Origin of the sequence: Halomonas sp. 5021, assembly GCF_036663435.1 — a bacterium.
Taxonomy (GTDB): Bacteria; Pseudomonadota; Gammaproteobacteria; order Pseudomonadales; family Halomonadaceae; genus Vreelandella; species Vreelandella janggokensis.
This window is the reverse complement of record NZ_JAXOVU010000003.1, coordinates 244344-260544: the sequence shown is the minus strand read 5'-3', so window position 1 is coordinate 260544 and position 16201 is coordinate 244344. Positions and strand designations below refer to the sequence as shown.

Genomic DNA, 16201 nt, shown 5'->3' with positions numbered 1-16201 from the left:
AGTCATTAGTGCAGTTGATAAGGTACCGCAAGTCGAAAGGTAGGAATCGACACTTCAAAGACCCGCTGGGTTGAGGTATCCAGCAAGGTGTAGACGCCTTCCATGACCCCTACGGGCGTCTGCAACATGGCACGGCTTGTATAACGAAACTGCTGGCCCGGGCCGATCAGCGGTTGCTGCCCCACCACGCCCTTGCCGCGCACTTCCTGGTGTTCGCCACTGCCATGCGTGATTTTCCAGTAGCGTGCCATCAGTTGAACACTGTGTGGACTGCCGTTGTGCACGCTGACGGTATAACTGAATACGAAGCGTGATTCTGCCTGGCTCGACTCTTCAGCGCGGTATTCGGGGGTCACCGTGACATCGATCGCCAAGCCGCTCATTGCGTGACACCCCCTTCATTCGCTGCCACACGGTTGGCAATCGTCACGAATTCAGCCACCGTCAGCGTTTGCGGGCGGCGCACCGGGTCAATACCGAGCGCCTCCAAAACATCGGCACTCACTCGCCCTTTCAGGTTATTGCGCAGGGTTTTGCGCCGCTGGCCGAAGGCAAGCTTGACCAGCTCAAACAGCAACTCGGGGTCATCAGCCGTATGGGGCAGCGTCGCGTGGGGGGTGAGGCGGACTATAGCTGAGTCGACACTTGGACGTGGCACAAAGGCCTCAGGCGGGACAATAAAAAGCTGCTCGACCTGACAGTAATACTGAGCCATGACCGATAAGCGCCCCCAGTCAGGGCCGCCAGGCTCAGCCGCCAGCCGCTCCACCACCTCTTTTTGCAGCATGAAATGCATATCGGCAATGGCACTGCCCATGGTCAGCAAATGCACAATCAACGGCGTCGAGATGTTGTAGGGCAGGTTGCCCACCACACGTAGCCCGGGGCCATCGCCTTTGAGGGCGGCAAAATCGAATTTCAGCGCGTCGCCTTCATGGATGACAAAATCTGGATAGTTGAAAAACTGTACGCGCAGGCCTGGAATCAGGTCACGGTCGAGCTCGATAACCTCCAGCGCACCGGCGGCCTCTATCAGCGGCTCGGTGAGCGCGCCCTGACCAGGGCCAATTTCAATCAGTCGATCACCTTCGCGCGGGCCAATGGCACGCACGATGCGCGAAATGATCCCCAGGTCACGGAGAAAGTTCTGACCAAAACGTTTGCGGGCGCGGTGCTGCTGGGGCGCGTGAGACATCTAACACGATTCCTTGGGGGTCGGTCGTTAGCCAAAAAGCCTGGATAACTAGATTGTTGCGTCGCGCGGTACTAGCCCGACGAGACGGCGCGCTGGTCGGCGAGGCGGCGCGCCAACGATAGCGCCACTTGCAGGCTACCGGGATCGGCAATGCCCTTGCCTGCCAGCGTTAACGCCGTGCCATGATCAACAGAGGTACGCACCAGGGGCAAGCCCAGTGTGATATTGGCGGCCTGCCCAAAGCCTGCATATTTAAGCACCGCCAACCCCTGATCATGATACATGGCCAGGACAGCATCGACACCAGCCAGATGGCGCGGCGTAAACAGCGTATCGGCGGGGAAAGGGCCGGTAATCGCCATGCCTTCCTGACACAGCGCATCAAGGGCCGGAATGATAATATCCAATTCCTCGCGCCCCAGGTGACCACCTTCACCGGCATGGGGGTTCAAGCCACATACCGCTATTCGCGGCGCGGCCAAGCCAAACTGCTGGCGCAGATCGGCTTCCAGCAAACGACTGATACGCACAATACGCTCAAAGGTAATGGCATCCGCCACCTCACGCAGCGGTAAGTGCGTGGTAGCGAGCGCCACGCGCATGTCACCGCTGCCCTGCCAACCAGGCGCTTGAGCGTGCAGGGCTCGATCGGTGGCTAACATCATGACCACCTCGTCAACGCCGCAGGCGTCGCGTAGCCACTCGGTGTGTCCGGTAAACCCCGAGAAACCTGCATCGATAATCACGCCTTTATGCAACGGCGCGGTGACCATCGCCGCCGCTTGCCCAGCCTGACAAGCCGTCACGGCAAGCGCCAATGTCTCAAGCACGTAGCGACTATTCGCGGTGTTGAGCTCGCCGGGCACCGCAGATTCGGCAAGTTCAACCGGCCAGACCGGCAGCGTTGTCGACCGCTGCGCTGGCAGCGTTTGCGACGGCGACACCTCAAAGATATCGACCTCAAGCGACAAGGCCGAGGCGCGTTGCCGTAGCATCTGCGGGTCACCTATCGCGACACTACCGGCGGGCAAGGCCCCCTGGGCTGCCAACATCAGCGTCAGTTCAGGCCCGATACCGGCAGGTTCACCGGTGGTGATCGCCAATGGCGCTGGGCAACGAGCTTTCATCAAAGACGAATATCAACGAAGGCTTGCGAACGGATTTGCTGCTGCCAGGTTTCCAACTCCTGATTGGCGCGGCGCTGGAAGATGGCTTGGCGGACTTCTTCACGCTGGGCTTCCTGGGTCACATCTTGCTGGCGGCGATCCAGCACCTCAATAACGTGATAGCCGAACTGCGAGCGGACAGGCTCAGAGATCTGGTTAATCGACAGCCCGCTCATGGCTTCTTCAAACGCGGGTACTGTCTGCCCAGGGCGCAACCAGCCAAGGTTACCCCCATTAAGCGCACTGCCATCGTCATCGCTCATTTCACGGGCCACCGTGGCGAAATCTTCGCCCTGCGTAAGCCGCTCGCGCACTTCCTCGGCTTGTGCCCGCGCCTGATTCTCACCGCGGGTGGGGGTTAGCTCGATGAGCACATGACGAGCCCGGGTCTCCTGAATAACGGCTTCTTCGCCTACCTGTCCCATCTGCTGGCTCAAATAGCGGTCAACCTCGCTATCGCTGACATTGACCCGGCTACCGACTTGCCTCTGCTGAACTCGACGTATCAACATCTCTCTACGCACGTCCTCACGGACACTGGCCAGCGTCATGCCATCGGCTTCCACCGCATCGGCAAACTCGTCAAGGCTCATGTTGTTGGATTCGGCGATGGCGCGAACTTGCCGGTTCAGCTCGGTATCATCGATGGTGATGTTGGCATCGCGGGCCATCTGCAACTGAATTTCCTCAACCACCATGCGTTCAAGCACCTGTGATTCCAGCTGTTGGCGAGAGGGAAGTGATTCCCCCCGGGACTGCGCCTGCCTCTCGACCTGCGCCAGTCGGTTATCCAGTTCGCTGCGCATGATAACGCCGTCGTTGACCACAGCGACCACGCTGTCCAACGGTTGACGCTCAGTGGGTGCCGACGTCTGGGCCTGAGCACTCAGTGAAACAGCGGCCGCCATGCAAAGAGCCAGCGCACCTCCCAGCGAAAGCAGGGTGGCGCGGGCGAATAAGGTCTTTCTCAATTTCATAACGTCAGTCTCTATCAGTCGCCATTTTGAAGGCTAATTTATAAAGGCGTCGGTCGATACCCCGGAATGGTTTGTTCAAAGAACCCATCGGCATTCTGGCCCACGCCGCCTAAGCCGCGGAACACGAAACGAAGGAAAATACCACGATCGTTAAAGTCATCATCGATACGCGCAGTATCGCTATCATCGACCCATTCACGCCACACCAGCTGCAGGCCATAGCAACAGTCGTTCCACTGAACGCCCGCCAGTTGCTCGAGCACACGATCATTGGTTTGATCGTGAAGGTAACGGCCGATCAGATCAATCTGTGGACTGGCCTTCCAGGCAAAGGACAGGTTCCATTCTTCGCGATCATAGTTGCGGAAGTTATCGTCGCTGGGTTCCACGCCCGGGTTAAAATCTTCGATTTCCCAGCGGTAGCCGAGGTTCACTACGTGGCCCTGAGGATGACGATAGCGTACATCGACGGTAGAGCTTTCTGTACGCTCACGCTTGTCGTCATAGAGCCACTCGTAGCCGGTGCTCCAGCGGTCGTTAATCTGCCAGTCAACCTGCGTCACCAGCGGCGAGCGATCACGGGTGGCTTTATAGCGGCTTTCCGTACCTATGGGTGGCAGCTCATCGGCGTCTCCCTCGATATCTATTCTTCGCTCATCGAAGTAAACACTTTGCCCCACACCAACGGATAGCTGTTCGCGGCCGGTTTCGTCTTCAAGCAGCCGTGATTCAACACCCAACGACAGCCTGTTCAGATCTCCCACCCGGTCGGCTCCCGAAAACCGCTGGGCCGACCATAGCTGATTCCAGGAAAAGGGCCGCTCGCGACTGTCAAAACTAGGTAGCTCGCTCTGGTCGGTACGCGGCACAAAGGCGTAGTTTAAACGGGGCTCCAGGGTTTGCCGGTAGTCGCGCCCCCCCAGTGCCAGTTCTCGCTCAAACACCAGGCCGCTGTCCACGGATGTCACCGCAATGCTACGGCTCGGCGATTCGCTGTTTTCGGTCACACGGTCACCATAGTCCAACTGATAATCGGTATGCCAAAGCTCTGTGCGGGGTTCGATATACCCCCACGGGCGCTCGAACCGCCAACCCACGGCGGGGGTTAGATGCAAGCGACTACCCGTTGCCGCTTCGCGTTCAATGACGCGCTGTTCGTTCACATCACGCCAGAAATAGGTCGCATTGGAGCGCCACTGGCTATAAAAGCCGTTACCCAGTTGCCAACGGGCGTTGGCGGTTAAGCTTGGCAGGCGATAAAAAGGCTTGTTGCGTTCGTTAAGCGGGTCATCCAGGCGCTGGAAGCCCTGCGCCCGAGCATCCAACTGCCAGCGATCGCCACGGTAATCGACCTGCGCCAAGCGCTCCATGCTGATGCGGTCACTACTGCCAAATTCGCCACCAAAATCGTCGAAGTAACGCCCGTCGCTGGCAGCGCCATAATTTAAACGGTAGCGGCTACGCGGGTTGATACGCCCAGCATTTTGCGTCTCGAAGTACCAGCGATCCTCGCCCGCAAAGCGGTTTTCGGCACCGCCCGAACCACCGTTATCGCTGTTCAAGTAACCCGCTTCCACCGTTCCCCGAACATCGTCAAGCAAGTAGCGAAACTCACCGTTCAGCAGCAGGCCATGATCACTCATCCAGCGTGGCGTGATCGTCGCATCACGGTTGGGCGCGATGTTCCAGTAAAACGGCTGGGTATAGTCGATACCGTCGCCAGATACGCTAATCGCGGGGGTCAGCAGTCCGGTATGGCGACGGTCGTCGATCGGAAAGCGCACCCATGGAACGTACATAACAGGCACGTCCTTGATTTCCAGACGTGCATTACGCGCGGTACCAAACCCTTTGGCTTGGTCCAGACGGATATCACTGCTGACGAGGTGCCAGGTATTTTCACCGGGATCGCATGTCGTAAAGCGGGCATCCACCAGGCGGTACTGGTCTTCCTCCAGCTGTTCCAACTGAACGGCCTGACCGCGCAAGTGCTGGTCGTACAGCACGAACTGGCTATCGTCCAACTGAGTGCGATCTTCGTTAAGCATTATCTCAGCGGTATTGCCACGCACCAGGGAGGTGCCATCTCGCAGCGCAATATTGCCCTCGGCGTTCACCCGTTCACGGTCAGCGGGCATGCTGACACGCTCCGCTTCCACCTCCTGGTCGGCACGCCGCAATACCACGTCACCACGCAGAATTGTCTGACCGTCGATGTCGTAATCCGCTTCGGTGGCTTCGGCCGCCAGGGTTTCGGGGTTGTCCTGTTCCGCCAGGCGGTAGCCGGGCATCACGTAACGCCCACGGCATAGTTGGGTTGCGGCTTCTTCTCGTCCCCATGGCTGCCAGTCCAGCGCCTCCGCCGAGAGCGGCTCGCTCTGCGCGACAACGGAAAAAGAGGCGCTTGCCAACAAACTGCCCATCAATGTTTGCGCCACTGGCACCGCGCGCGAAAATCGCTTGCCCATGTTCGTTATCCTTGGCATCGAGAATCGGTATTATACAGTCCGCATCATGCCCGACCAGCCAGGAGCTTGCATGTCTTCATCGCGGATTAACGCCCTTATTTCATGGGCCGCGCAACAACACGGTCTTTCCATAGACACTATTTCCCTTGCCCCGGCCGGGGGTGACGCCAGTTTTCGGCGCTATTTCCGGCTCATGCTACCCGACGGTACGACCCGGGTGGTCATGGATGCCCCGCCCCGGCAGGAAGATAGTCAACCGTTCGTGACCATCGCCCGACGCTGGCGCAGCGCAGGATTACCTGTCCCTCGGATACACGCGGCCGACCTGGAGCAGGGTTTCTTACTGCTGGACGATCTGGGTAGCACACCCTTACAAGAGCTGTTTACTGATGATGCGCGTATTAGAGGCTATCATAATCAGGCCCTATCGCTGATTGCCGATTTGCAAAATCGTGTTTCCCCCGAGGCGTTGCCCGTTTATGACGCCGCGCTATTGGGCCGGGAACTCGACCTGTTTCCCGAGTGGTGTCTCAATGCATGGCTGGGCATCCCGACGCCCGAGAACTGGACGGCGTTGCGGGCCGAGCTAATTGAACAGTCCCTGGCCCAGCCCGTGGTCTGCGTGCACCGCGACTTCGACGCCATGAATTTGATGGTGTTGGATCAACGCCTCTACATGATCGACTTCCAGGACGCCGTCGCCGGTCCGATCAGCTACGATGCCATCTCGCTGCTGCGGGGACGCTACCAGCGTTTCAGCAAACAGCAATTTACGACGTTCATTCGCAACTTTCACTCACAGGCTCAACAGGATGGTCGCCTGTCACAGCACCTTGATGCTGACACTTTTCTCGCCCAGAGCCAGGCAATGGCCGCCCAGCGCACCCTTAAAGTGCTTGGCATTTTCTGCCGTCTTACCCTGCGCGACCAAAAAGCAGGTTATCTAGCGCGCCTGCCACACTTCCTGGACCACCTGGACGACAGCCTGGCCGGGCTGCCTGCCCATGCCGAGTTCGCCCAATGGGCGTCCAACACCTTACGCCCCGCCATCACTGCACGTTTAAGCGAGGTAGGCCAATGAAGGCAATGATTCTGGCCGCCGGTCTCGGCAAGCGCATGCGTCCACTCACCGACCACTGCCCCAAACCCTTACTGACCGTCGCCGGTAAGCCGCTCATTGTGCACCACCTTGAACGGCTCAAACGCGTCGGCATTGACCAGGTCGTGATCAACGTCAGCTACCGCGGGGAGCAGATTATCGAGGCGTTGGGCGACGGCCACGCCCATGGGGTCCAGATTCAGTGGAGCCGAGAAGCCACGCCGCTTGAGACCGGCGGCGGTATTCGTCAGGCATTGCCTCTACTCGGCGAGAACCCGTTTTTACTCATCAATGGCGATGTCTGGTGCGATCACCTGCCCGATGCGAAGGCGCTAGCCAAGGAGGACCTGGCGCACCTGGTGCTGGTGGATAACCCCGGGCATCACCCCGACGGGGATTTTGCCTTGCGTGACGGTCGGGTGCATGAAGGCCCTCCCCCGTTCCTCACCTTCGCGGGTATCAGCCTGATCCGCCCGGCGCTGGTGGCGAATCACCCGGCAGGCGCCTTTGCTCTGGCGCCGCTGCTGAAAAACGCCATCGACAGCCAGCGCGTCAGCGGTGAACACACCTCTCAGCATTGGGTGGATGTGGGGACTCCCGAGCGATTAACCGCACTGGACACTCATCTGCAAGACCGACGAGGTGCGCAATGACCGCCAGATACCTGGAAGCCGCAGTGACCACTACATCCCTGGTAGCGGTATACGGTACGCTTAAGAAAGGCTTGAATAACGCTCACTGGCTGTCGACAGCGACTCGGCTGGGTGGGGATACCTGCACGGCGCTGACCCTCTACGATATAGGACCCTACCCCGGCGCAAAATGGCAGACATCGCGCGGCATTAGCCTTGAGATTTATCGCGTGACGGCCAGCCAGCTCGCCCGGCTCGACGAGCTGGAAGATCACCGCCACGGGGCGCCTGAACAGGGCGAGTATCAGCGCCAGCTGCTCACGACCCGTTTCGGCAAGGCCTGGGTATATATTTATAACCCTAGCGTGGATGGTTGCATAATGATTGCCGAAGGTGGCTGGCCGTCACAATGAGGCCACAATAAGACAGTGCAGTGCGAACCAGGTAAGAGATGTTATGCTGCGCGACTTACTTTTTGTTAGCCAGCCGCCTGAATAAGGAGAGCAACGTGAAAGCACGCGTAAAATGGACAGATGGCCGCCAGTTCGTCGCTGAATCGGGCAGCGGCCACAGCGTGGTGATTGACGGCCCGCCCGACCATGGCGGCCGCAATACCGGCCCGAGGCCCATGGAAATGCTGCTAATGGGCATGGGCAGTTGCACGGCGTTTGATATTCTGAATATTCTCGACAAGGCCCGCGCCGACGTCACCGACTGCGTGGCGGAGCTTGACGCTGAGCGGGCCGATAGCGTGCCTTCGGTGTTCACGCGCATTCATGTGCACTTCGTGGTCACCGGCCGCGCGCTGAAAGAAAAACAGGTCCAGCGTGCCGTCGAGCTGTCTGCAGAGAAATACTGCAGTGCATCGATCATGCTGACCAACGGCGGCGTCGAGATCACCCATTCCTACGAGATCGTCGACGCCTGAGCGCCTTTGCATTGAAAAGCGTTCAAGCTTCGGTAAGCAGGCCAAAAAACTTGCCCTGCTGGATGCATCCCGCGCCTGGGGCGGGCATAATACGCCCGCTTGTTGAGCGCCTGGGATTATCAGGTGTTGAATTGAGTGCTCATCATCATGCGTCGCTAACGCATGACCGGTTCCGGCGTTGGCTCGTCGGGGTGTTTTCATCTGCCAAAGGGAGGCTCGGACGTGTCAGACAATCTCCGACTCCACGGGTTTAACAACCTGACCAGCTCGCTAAGCTTCAACATTTACGACATCTGTTACGCCAAGACAGAAGAGCAGCGTGCGGCTTATATCGATTACATCGATGAGCTCTACAATGCCGAACGGCTGACACAGATTCTTAAAGACGTGACCAACATCATTGGCGCCCATGTGCTGAACATTTCACGCCAGGATTATGAGCCCCACGGCGCCAGCGTGACGATTCTGATTGCTGAACATGAGCTGGATGAGACGGATCCCGAGCAAACAGAACCCGGGCCGGGGCCGCTCCCCGAAACCGTGGTCGCTCACCTGGATAAAAGCCATGTCACGGTGCACAGCTACCCTGAGTCCCATCCGGATAACGGCATCAGCACTTTCCGCCTGGATATCGATGTCTCGACCTGTGGCCATATCAGTCCCCTCAAGGCGCTGAACTATCTGATCCACAGCTTTGACTCCGATATCGTGACGATGGATTACCGTGTTCGCGGCTTTACCCGTGACGTAGATGGCAAAAAGCTGTTTATCGACCACGACATCACCTCGATCCAGGATTACCTGGCCGAAGACACCAAGCACGCCTATCAAATGATCGACGTGAACGTGTATCAGGAAAACATGTTCCACACCAAGATGCTGCTCAAAGACTTCGAACTGGATAACTACCTGTTCGGCACCTCGAGCCGGGATATCACCTTTGAAGAAGCGCGCGATATAGAAGACCGTCTGCGCAAGGAAATGCTCGAGATCTTCTACTCGCGCAACCTCGACTGAGGGCGCTCTGCTAGTAAAGTCCCGGCTCACCCTCAGGCCGGGTCTTGAAGCGCCGATGCAACCACAGATACTGCTCGGGGTGCTGCCGAATCGCCTGCTCGATAAACGCATTGACCCGCGTGGCATCGACCACTTCATCGTTGCTGGGATATCCCTCGAGCGCGGGTAGCCACTCGTAGGTGTAGGTACGGTCATCGGGGTTGCGGTAGAAAATCAACGGCACGACTTGCGCCCCGGTCATCCGCGCAATTTTGGCGGTTAACCGCACCGTCGCAGCCTGCTGACCAAAAAACGGGGCAAATACGCTGGCATCACGACCAAAGTCCTGGTCGGGTGAATACCATACCGAATGCCCGGCTTTCAGCCGCCGTATGACGCTGCGCAGGTCATGACGATGAATCATCTGATCGAACACCCTCAGGCGAGCGCGGGTCATGAAGCGGTCGAAAAGCGGGTTATTATGCGGGCGGTAGACCGCGTCCGAATGAAAAAACAGCGAATGCAGCGCGCCCCCCAAATCCAGCGGCGAAAAATGCACGCCAATAATCAGAACGCCCTTACCCTGCGCCTGGGCCCTGGCAAGATTTTCTTCGCCGATGCACGCGACTCGATGTCGAAAATCCTCGGGGCTGCGGCACCACGCAACGGCGGTTTCCATCAGCCCGATGCCATTGGCGATAAAGGTTTGCTTTACCAGTCTACGCTGTTCGTCAGGGCTTTTTTCGGGAAAACATAGCGCTATGTTGACATCGGTAATATGACGACGGCGCTTGGCAAACCGCCAGGCCAAGCGCCCGATACCCGAACCGAGGGCAATGTTCAGCCGCCAGGGTAGCCATGCCGCAATGTGCATGCCAGCAATGGCCATCCAGGTGAACCAAAAGCGCGGGTGCGCGAAAGAACGGGGATAGGTTGATCGTGACATGCGCCTCGCCATTTAACCAAAAGCGCCATGATAACGGCGCGGTACACGGGGCAACACCCCAGTCAGCAGGGTATAGCTGATGGTATCGCAGTGACGGGCGACGTCATCGATCGACAGCACTGCGCCATTGCTTGCGCGCCCCCACAGTACCACTTCACTACCAATGACGGCATCCGCCACCCCGCTGACATCCACCGTGAACATATCCATCGAGACCTTGCCGACCAGCGGACAATGCTGTCCATTGACCAGCACCGGTGTGCCATCCTGGGCGTGGCGGTCATAGCCATCGCCATAGCCTCCGGCGACTACCGCGATGCGGGAGCGTCGCGGTGCCCGCCAGCGCCCGCCGTAGCCCACCGGCTCACCCGCCTCAACGTCACGCAGGGCAATGATTTCAGAGCGCAGCGTCATTACCGGACGCAACGAGTCCGTGGCAGGCGTAGCGGTTTCCAACGGATTGCTGCCATACAGCATAATACCGGGGCGATTCCAGGCCCCGTGGGACACCGGCCAGGCAAGGGTCGCGGGGGAATTCGCCAGACACAGCGGCGCATCGAGTGTCGTGGCAAGCGCTTGCAACCGCGTCATCTGCTGTTGAAAATAGCGACTGTCAGCGGCATCCGCCGTGGCAAAGTGGCTCATCAAGTGCAGCGACGATGCCTGCGGCGCCTCGCTCAGCTGCGCCCAGACATTGCTGACGTCCTCCGGGGCAAACCCCAGCCGGTGCATGCCGGAGTCTACCTTGACCCAGACAGGAATCGGCTCACGCGGCGAAAAGGCCAGCAGCGCCTCAACCTGCCATGCACTGTGCACCGCCATCCATAGCCGGTGTTCATCCACCCACGCCAACTCGTCGGCGCTGAAGATACCTTCCAGCAGGATAATGGGTGTGGTGATCCCGCCTTCCCGCAGTGTCACTGCTTCTTCCAGGCACGCCACGGCGAACGCGGAAGCATCCGCGGCCAGGGCACGCGCGCACTCAAGCGCGCCGTGGCCATAGGCGTTTGCCTTGATGACGGCGACCGATCGGCTATGTGGCGCGCACTGACACGCCAGCTGATAGTTATGACGCAACGCGTCTAGATCAATATGGGCCACCAGCGGGCGCATTGGGCTTTCTCGCTTGTTGCTTCTAATCAGGGTTCATCATTATGACTAAATAAAGTCACCGGGCACATGGCCCGGTGTTGGGAAAATTAACGGGAGTTGAAGGAAGGCCGTTAACTTTCAAAAATCGACGACAGCGACAGCCCCTGTTTCTCCAGCGACCGACGTAATTTCTTGAGCGCCTCTACCTGAATCTGACGTACCCTTTCTCGGGTCAAGCCGATCTCGGCACCCACTTCCTCGAGAGTGGCCGCTTCATGGCCGCGCAAACCAAAACGCCGCACCACCACCTCGCGCTGTTTCTCATTGAGCTCGTCGAGCCAGTGGTCAACATGCTCCTTGACATCACCATCTACCAGGGAAGCCTCGGGGCCATGGTCTTCCTCATCAGAGAGCGTGTCGATGAGGGGTTTGTCGCTTTCGCCGCCCATGGGGTAATCAACCGACGAGACCCTTTCGTTAAGCCCCAGCATCTTTTTCACCGTGCCTACCGGCTTGTCGAGATGCTCGGCGATTTCTTCCGCCGTGGCTTCGTGGTCGAGCTTTTGCGTCAACTCACGGGCTGCCCGCAAGTAGATGTTAAGCTCCTTGACCACATGGATCGGCAAGCGAATGGTACGTGTCTGGTTCATCAGCGCCCGTTCGATGGTTTGCCGGATCCACCAGGTAGCGTAGGTCGAAAAGCGGAAGCCACGTTCGGGGTCGAATTTTTCGACGGCTCGAATCAGCCCCAGATTACCTTCCTCAATCAGGTCCAGCAGGGTCAAACCACGATTAAGATAGCGACGGGCAATCTTCACCACCAAGCGAAGGTTCGACTCAATCATCCGCGAACGCCCCAGCGGATCGCCCTTGCGGGCCAGTCGCCCGTAATAGACTTCCTCTTCAGGCGTCAGCAGTGGCGAAAAGCCAATTTCATTGAGGTAAATTTGTGTGGCATCAAGACTTTGATGCTGACGGTCCTCGCGCCCTAACGCTTTTTCGAAGGCCTCCTCGGCGGCAACGACATCCTCACCGTCGTCAAGTGCTTCTTCCACAGCGTTCAGGTCTACTTCCTGTAGATCTTTTTCCAGCATACTCATGCGTCTTACCCCCGTTATATCGCCTATCCGCCCTTAAAAAACCAAATGGGTCGCTTGGGCTTCCCATCGTTATTGTTATACAAAGCGTTCACGCCGTTACCTGTCGAATGAGTCGTGGCAACGCACGTTGCAAATGGCTGATACCGGTTAGCGTGACGGTAGAAACTCCAGGGGATCTTGTGGTTGCCCTTCGCGGCGTACCTCGAAATGCAGTCTCACGTCTTCCGCGTCACTATCGCCCATAGTGGCAATGACCTCACCGGCTTCCACAACGTCGTTCTCGCTGACATTAAGGCTGTCGTTATGCGCATAAGCGCTGAGAAATTCATCGTTGTGTTTGAGCAGGATGAGATTACCGTAACCGCGCACACCGCTGCCTGCATATACCACAATGCCAGAACCGGCGGCTCTTACAGGTTGCCCCTTTTCACCAGCGATATCAATACCGGCGGTGATGCTATCGCCCTGGCCAAACTCGCCCACCACATTGCCATCGCTCGGCCACTGCCAATCAATGGTTTCGGCTGGTGTATAAGTGCGGCCGTCGCGGTCAGGTGTCGAATCCTCAGGAGCGGCCGTCGCCTGCTCTGGGGCCGTTTCGGCTTCAGGTTCCGGCGCTGTTTGCGCTTCAGCCTGCTCGGGCTGAGTTTGCTCAGCCCGAGGTTGATCGGGGGCTGAATCAGAAGCCGCCTGAGTCTCAGATGCCTCAGCCGTAGTGACATTTTCCTCGGCGTCATCAGCATCACGCTCAGCCGTCAACCGCTGATTGCGCTCAATGGCTGACTCATCGGGCAGCAACCAGTCCATTTGCTGATCATCACTCGAAGCGGGGGTAGACGCCTCGGGCGAAAGACCTCTTGCCACCGCACCACTGGCGCTTTCATTCGCTCCCGCTGAGGCGTTCGCCGACGTTGAAGACGTGCCCTCACGCAGGGCAATGATCTGCCCAGGCTGGATACGGTAAGGGGGCTCGATGTTATTGAGTTCAGCCACTTCGCGATAATCGAGATTATGCTGCCAGGCGATGCCGTAAAGGGTATCGCCTTCCTTGACCCGATACTCGGGGGAGCGCTCGACCGCGTCGCGGGCATCGCTTATATCACGCACCTGCGGGCCGCCGCTCTGCTGGTTGGCACAGCCGGCAACGGCTAACGCCAGTGCGGACATCATTACTATCTTACGCATGCAAAGCCTACTCCTTTTCAGCAGCGGAGGCGGTTTGGGGAGACGTTGGCGGCGTGCGACCAAGGGCACGCCGATGCAACAGTACAACGACCAGTGCGCCAAACGTCATCAACGCTATTACACCAATGAGTTGCGCGGATTCGCCCGTTAGCTGTGCATAATCGCCGGGCATTAAATATCGATAATCCAACGGAATCATTTCACCATCACTACCTAGTTGGTATCGCACCAGTTCTCGCCACGGCCAGAGCACGGGCAGTGAACCCATAATGAAACCTAACAATAATTGAAGCGTTGAGCCACGATGGCGGCGCAGCAACCAGGAGAGCACCCGTGAGAAAAGCGCCAGACCAATGAGGCAGCCGCCCCCAAACAGCAGGATGGTCACCCAATCAAAGCCGCGCACAGCTTCCATCACCGTACCGTAAAGCCCCATGGTGAGCAGTAAAAAACTTCCTGATACGCCGGGCAACAACATGGCACTGATGGCAATACTCCCCGCCACTATCAATATCAGTGACTCATTACCCAATGTTGACACCAGGGGCATCAATCCGGGTAGCCATTGAGCCAGCAGCAGGCCAACCCCTAGCGGGAACAGGTAGCGCAACTTGAAACGCGTTCCTGAATCACTCACAACAAAGGCCGAAGCAGCCACCAAACCAAAGAAAAAACCATCCAGCAACAGTGGATGTGCTTCCATCAACCACAGCGCCAGGTGCGCCACACTGAAAACGCTGATGACAATACCGACGAGCAGCGGCACCAGGAACGCCAGGTTAAGGTGCTGACTCAGCCCTCCCAGCCCGCCACGACGCCATGCACCAATGGCGCTTGGGCCGAACTGTTTGATGGTTAAGATCAATTCTTCATAAATGCCGCTGATAAACGCAATGGTCCCACCCGAAACCCCCGGCACTGCATCAGCAGCGCCCATCCCGGCTCCGGTTAATAACAATCGTACGGGTTGACGCTTCAATCGACCACTCCTTGCAATAATGGAACAAAACGAACCGGTTCCAGGCGGCGTTTTTCAAACGCATTACCGACGCGTTTGATCTGGGTAAGCCACTGGCTGCCGTCTGATGCCTCTAGAGGGGCAATCAAGACGCCATCAGGGCTTAACTGCTCAAGCAGTGGTTCTGGTAGCGTTTGGGCGCAAGCGGTCAACAGAATGACGTCAAATGGCGCGGCGGCGGGCCAGCCTTCACCGCCGTCAGCAACGGCCAGCGACGCCCGGGCACCCAGGCGGCTAAGCCGGAAGGCGGCGCGCCGGTGCAGAGCCTCGATACGCTCAAGGGAAAACAGCTTATCGACCAATCGGGCCAGAATAAGTGTTTGATAGCCAGAACCAGTGCCCAGTTCCAGAACGCGCTTGGGTTCAGCACGCAGCACCAGCTCGGTCATGCGCGCAACGATAAGCGGTTGAGACAACGTCTGGCCAAACCCGATGGGTAACGAGGTATCTTCGTAGGCGCGGTGGGCCAGCGCTTCATCCACAAAAAGATGGCGCGGCTCGCTGGCCATGACTTCAAGCACCCGTGCGTCACCAATTCCTTGGCGAATCAGGCGTTGGACCATGCGGTCACGGGTACGCTGCGAGGTCATTCCGGTACCGCGCAGCTCTTCCGGTGACAGTTTAGGCGAATGCATCCAGCCAGTCTCGAACGTCGTTGAGCGCCTGATGGCGCGTTAAATCCGTTTGCAAGGGGGTAATCGATACAAAGCCCGCCTCGACGGCGGCAAAATCAGTGTCGTCACCATCGTCGGCATTGGCAGCCACCGGGGCAATCCAGTAACGGGTGCGCCCACGCGGGTCTTTAACGGCCAGCGGCTGCTCCGCGGGGCCGCGATAGCCAAGTCGCGTCACTTTAACCCCCTTGACGTCCCCCCAGGGCACATCGGGCACGTTAACGTTCAGCAGTGTGCGCGGCGGCAGCGACAGCTGGTCCACGGCCCCCACCAGGCTCGCCGCCAGGTGGCCGGCCGTAGCAAAGTGGCGATGGCCGCAGAGCGACATGGCAATCGCCGACATGCCCAGATTACGTCCTTCCATGGCAGCGGCAACCGTACCCGAATACAGCACGTCGTCCCCCAGGTTGGCGCCATGGTTAATGCCGGAAATCACCAGGTCGGGTTTTTCATCCCACACGCCGTTGACCCCCAGGTAGACACAGTCCGCCGGCGTGCCGTCGACACTGTAGAACCCGCTGTCCAGTGCGGTCATCGCCAGCGGTCGCGAGAGCGTCAGCGAGTTGCTCGCCCCGCTGCGGTCACGGTCCGGGGCAACGACACGCAGATTGGCGTGCTTGGTCAATGCATCGTAAAGCGCCTTGAGCCCCGGCGCATGAACTCCATCGTCGTTGGATAGCAGCAAACGCCGCATGGAAAACTCCTTAATTGGTTGCCCGAGTCCC

Annotated in this window: 17 protein-coding genes; 5 read left to right on the top strand and 12 right to left on the bottom strand. The window is 58.4% G+C overall.

What is annotated here, in order from left to right; genetic code table 11:
- Positions 1-5: 5 nt before the first annotated feature.
- From apaG to R3F64_RS08035, 5 genes are all read right to left on the bottom strand, one after another.
- Complete coding sequence (apaG, locus tag R3F64_RS08055; protein WP_085917227.1) at positions 6-383, bottom strand: Co2+/Mg2+ efflux protein ApaG; 378 nt, start codon at positions 381-383, stop codon at positions 6-8.
- Positions 380-1195, bottom strand: a complete 816-nt coding sequence (gene rsmA, locus R3F64_RS08050; protein ID WP_332610774.1) for a 16S rRNA (adenine(1518)-N(6)/adenine(1519)-N(6))-dimethyltransferase RsmA — start codon at positions 1193-1195, stop codon at positions 380-382. The genes apaG and rsmA overlap by 4 nt, the downstream gene beginning before the upstream one ends.
- A gap of 71 nt (positions 1196-1266) precedes the next feature.
- Positions 1267-2322, bottom strand: a complete 1056-nt coding sequence (pdxA, locus tag R3F64_RS08045; RefSeq protein ID WP_085917225.1) for a 4-hydroxythreonine-4-phosphate dehydrogenase PdxA — start codon at positions 2320-2322, stop codon at positions 1267-1269.
- Positions 2322-3338 (bottom strand): peptidylprolyl isomerase, encoded by a 1017-nt coding sequence (locus tag R3F64_RS08040; protein WP_332610771.1) that lies wholly within the window; start codon positions 3336-3338, stop codon positions 2322-2324. The genes pdxA and R3F64_RS08040 overlap by 1 nt, the downstream gene beginning before the upstream one ends.
- A gap of 38 nt (positions 3339-3376) precedes the next feature.
- Positions 3377-5806 carry an LPS-assembly protein LptD gene (locus R3F64_RS08035; RefSeq protein ID WP_085917223.1) on the bottom strand — a complete coding sequence of 810 codons (2430 nt, stop codon included), beginning with the start codon at positions 5804-5806 and terminating at the stop codon, positions 3377-3379.
- 70 nt (positions 5807-5876) lie between these two features.
- Here R3F64_RS08035 and R3F64_RS08030 point away from each other — a divergent pair, with 70 nt between their 5' ends.
- The 5 genes from R3F64_RS08030 (at position 5877) to speD (ending at position 9482) form a co-directional block, all read left to right on the top strand.
- Entirely contained in the window at positions 5877-6887 is a 1011-nt protein-coding gene (locus R3F64_RS08030; RefSeq protein WP_268901974.1) for an aminoglycoside phosphotransferase family protein, read from the top strand.
- Positions 6884-7558: an N-acetylmuramate alpha-1-phosphate uridylyltransferase MurU gene (gene murU / locus R3F64_RS08025; RefSeq protein WP_085917221.1), complete on the top strand. Its 675-nt coding sequence runs from the start codon at positions 6884-6886 to the stop codon at positions 7556-7558. The genes R3F64_RS08030 and murU overlap by 4 nt, the downstream gene beginning before the upstream one ends.
- Positions 7555-7950 (top strand): gamma-glutamylcyclotransferase family protein, encoded by a 396-nt coding sequence (locus R3F64_RS08020; RefSeq protein WP_085917220.1) that lies wholly within the window; start codon positions 7555-7557, stop codon positions 7948-7950. The genes murU and R3F64_RS08020 overlap by 4 nt, the downstream gene beginning before the upstream one ends.
- A 95-nt stretch (positions 7951-8045) precedes the next feature.
- Positions 8046-8465 carry an OsmC family protein gene (locus R3F64_RS08015; RefSeq protein WP_066319734.1) on the top strand — a complete coding sequence of 140 codons (420 nt, stop codon included), beginning with the start codon at positions 8046-8048 and terminating at the stop codon, positions 8463-8465.
- A gap of 222 nt (positions 8466-8687) precedes the next feature.
- Positions 8688-9482, top strand: coding sequence for an adenosylmethionine decarboxylase (gene speD, locus R3F64_RS08010; RefSeq protein WP_085917218.1), 795 nt, complete (start codon positions 8688-8690; stop codon positions 9480-9482).
- 10 nt (positions 9483-9492) lie between these two features.
- On the opposite strand, the gene lpxL is transcribed toward speD, so the two are convergent.
- The 7 genes from lpxL to surE all read right to left on the bottom strand — a co-directional run bounded on the left by lpxL (position 9493) and on the right by surE (position 16170).
- Entirely contained in the window at positions 9493-10407 is a 915-nt protein-coding gene (gene lpxL, locus R3F64_RS08005; RefSeq protein WP_085917217.1) for an LpxL/LpxP family Kdo(2)-lipid IV(A) lauroyl/palmitoleoyl acyltransferase, read from the bottom strand.
- Positions 10408-10419: 12 nt separating this feature from the next.
- On the bottom strand, positions 10420-11520 hold the full coding sequence (gene alr / locus R3F64_RS08000; protein WP_332610763.1) for an alanine racemase: 1101 nt from the start codon (positions 11518-11520) through the stop codon (positions 10420-10422).
- Between the two features lie 110 nt (positions 11521-11630).
- Positions 11631-12599, bottom strand: a complete 969-nt coding sequence (gene rpoS, locus R3F64_RS07995) for an RNA polymerase sigma factor RpoS (RefSeq protein WP_085917215.1) — start codon at positions 12597-12599, stop codon at positions 11631-11633.
- Between the two features lie 147 nt (positions 12600-12746).
- The gene (locus tag R3F64_RS07990; RefSeq protein WP_332610761.1) at positions 12747-13784 is read right to left on the bottom strand and encodes a peptidoglycan DD-metalloendopeptidase family protein; all 1038 of its coding nucleotides are present in this window, start codon (positions 13782-13784) and stop codon (positions 12747-12749) included.
- Positions 13785-13791: 7 nt separating this feature from the next.
- Positions 13792-14763: a DUF368 domain-containing protein gene (locus tag R3F64_RS07985; RefSeq protein WP_199283900.1), complete on the bottom strand. Its 972-nt coding sequence runs from the start codon at positions 14761-14763 to the stop codon at positions 13792-13794.
- Entirely contained in the window at positions 14760-15437 is a 678-nt protein-coding gene (locus tag R3F64_RS07980; protein ID WP_199283901.1) for a protein-L-isoaspartate(D-aspartate) O-methyltransferase, read from the bottom strand. Before R3F64_RS07980 ends, R3F64_RS07985 begins: the two co-directional genes overlap by 4 nt.
- Entirely contained in the window at positions 15424-16170 is a 747-nt protein-coding gene (surE, locus tag R3F64_RS07975) for a 5'/3'-nucleotidase SurE (protein ID WP_085917211.1), read from the bottom strand. The genes R3F64_RS07980 and surE overlap by 14 nt, the downstream gene beginning before the upstream one ends.
- Between the last annotated feature and the right edge of the window lie 31 nt (positions 16171-16201).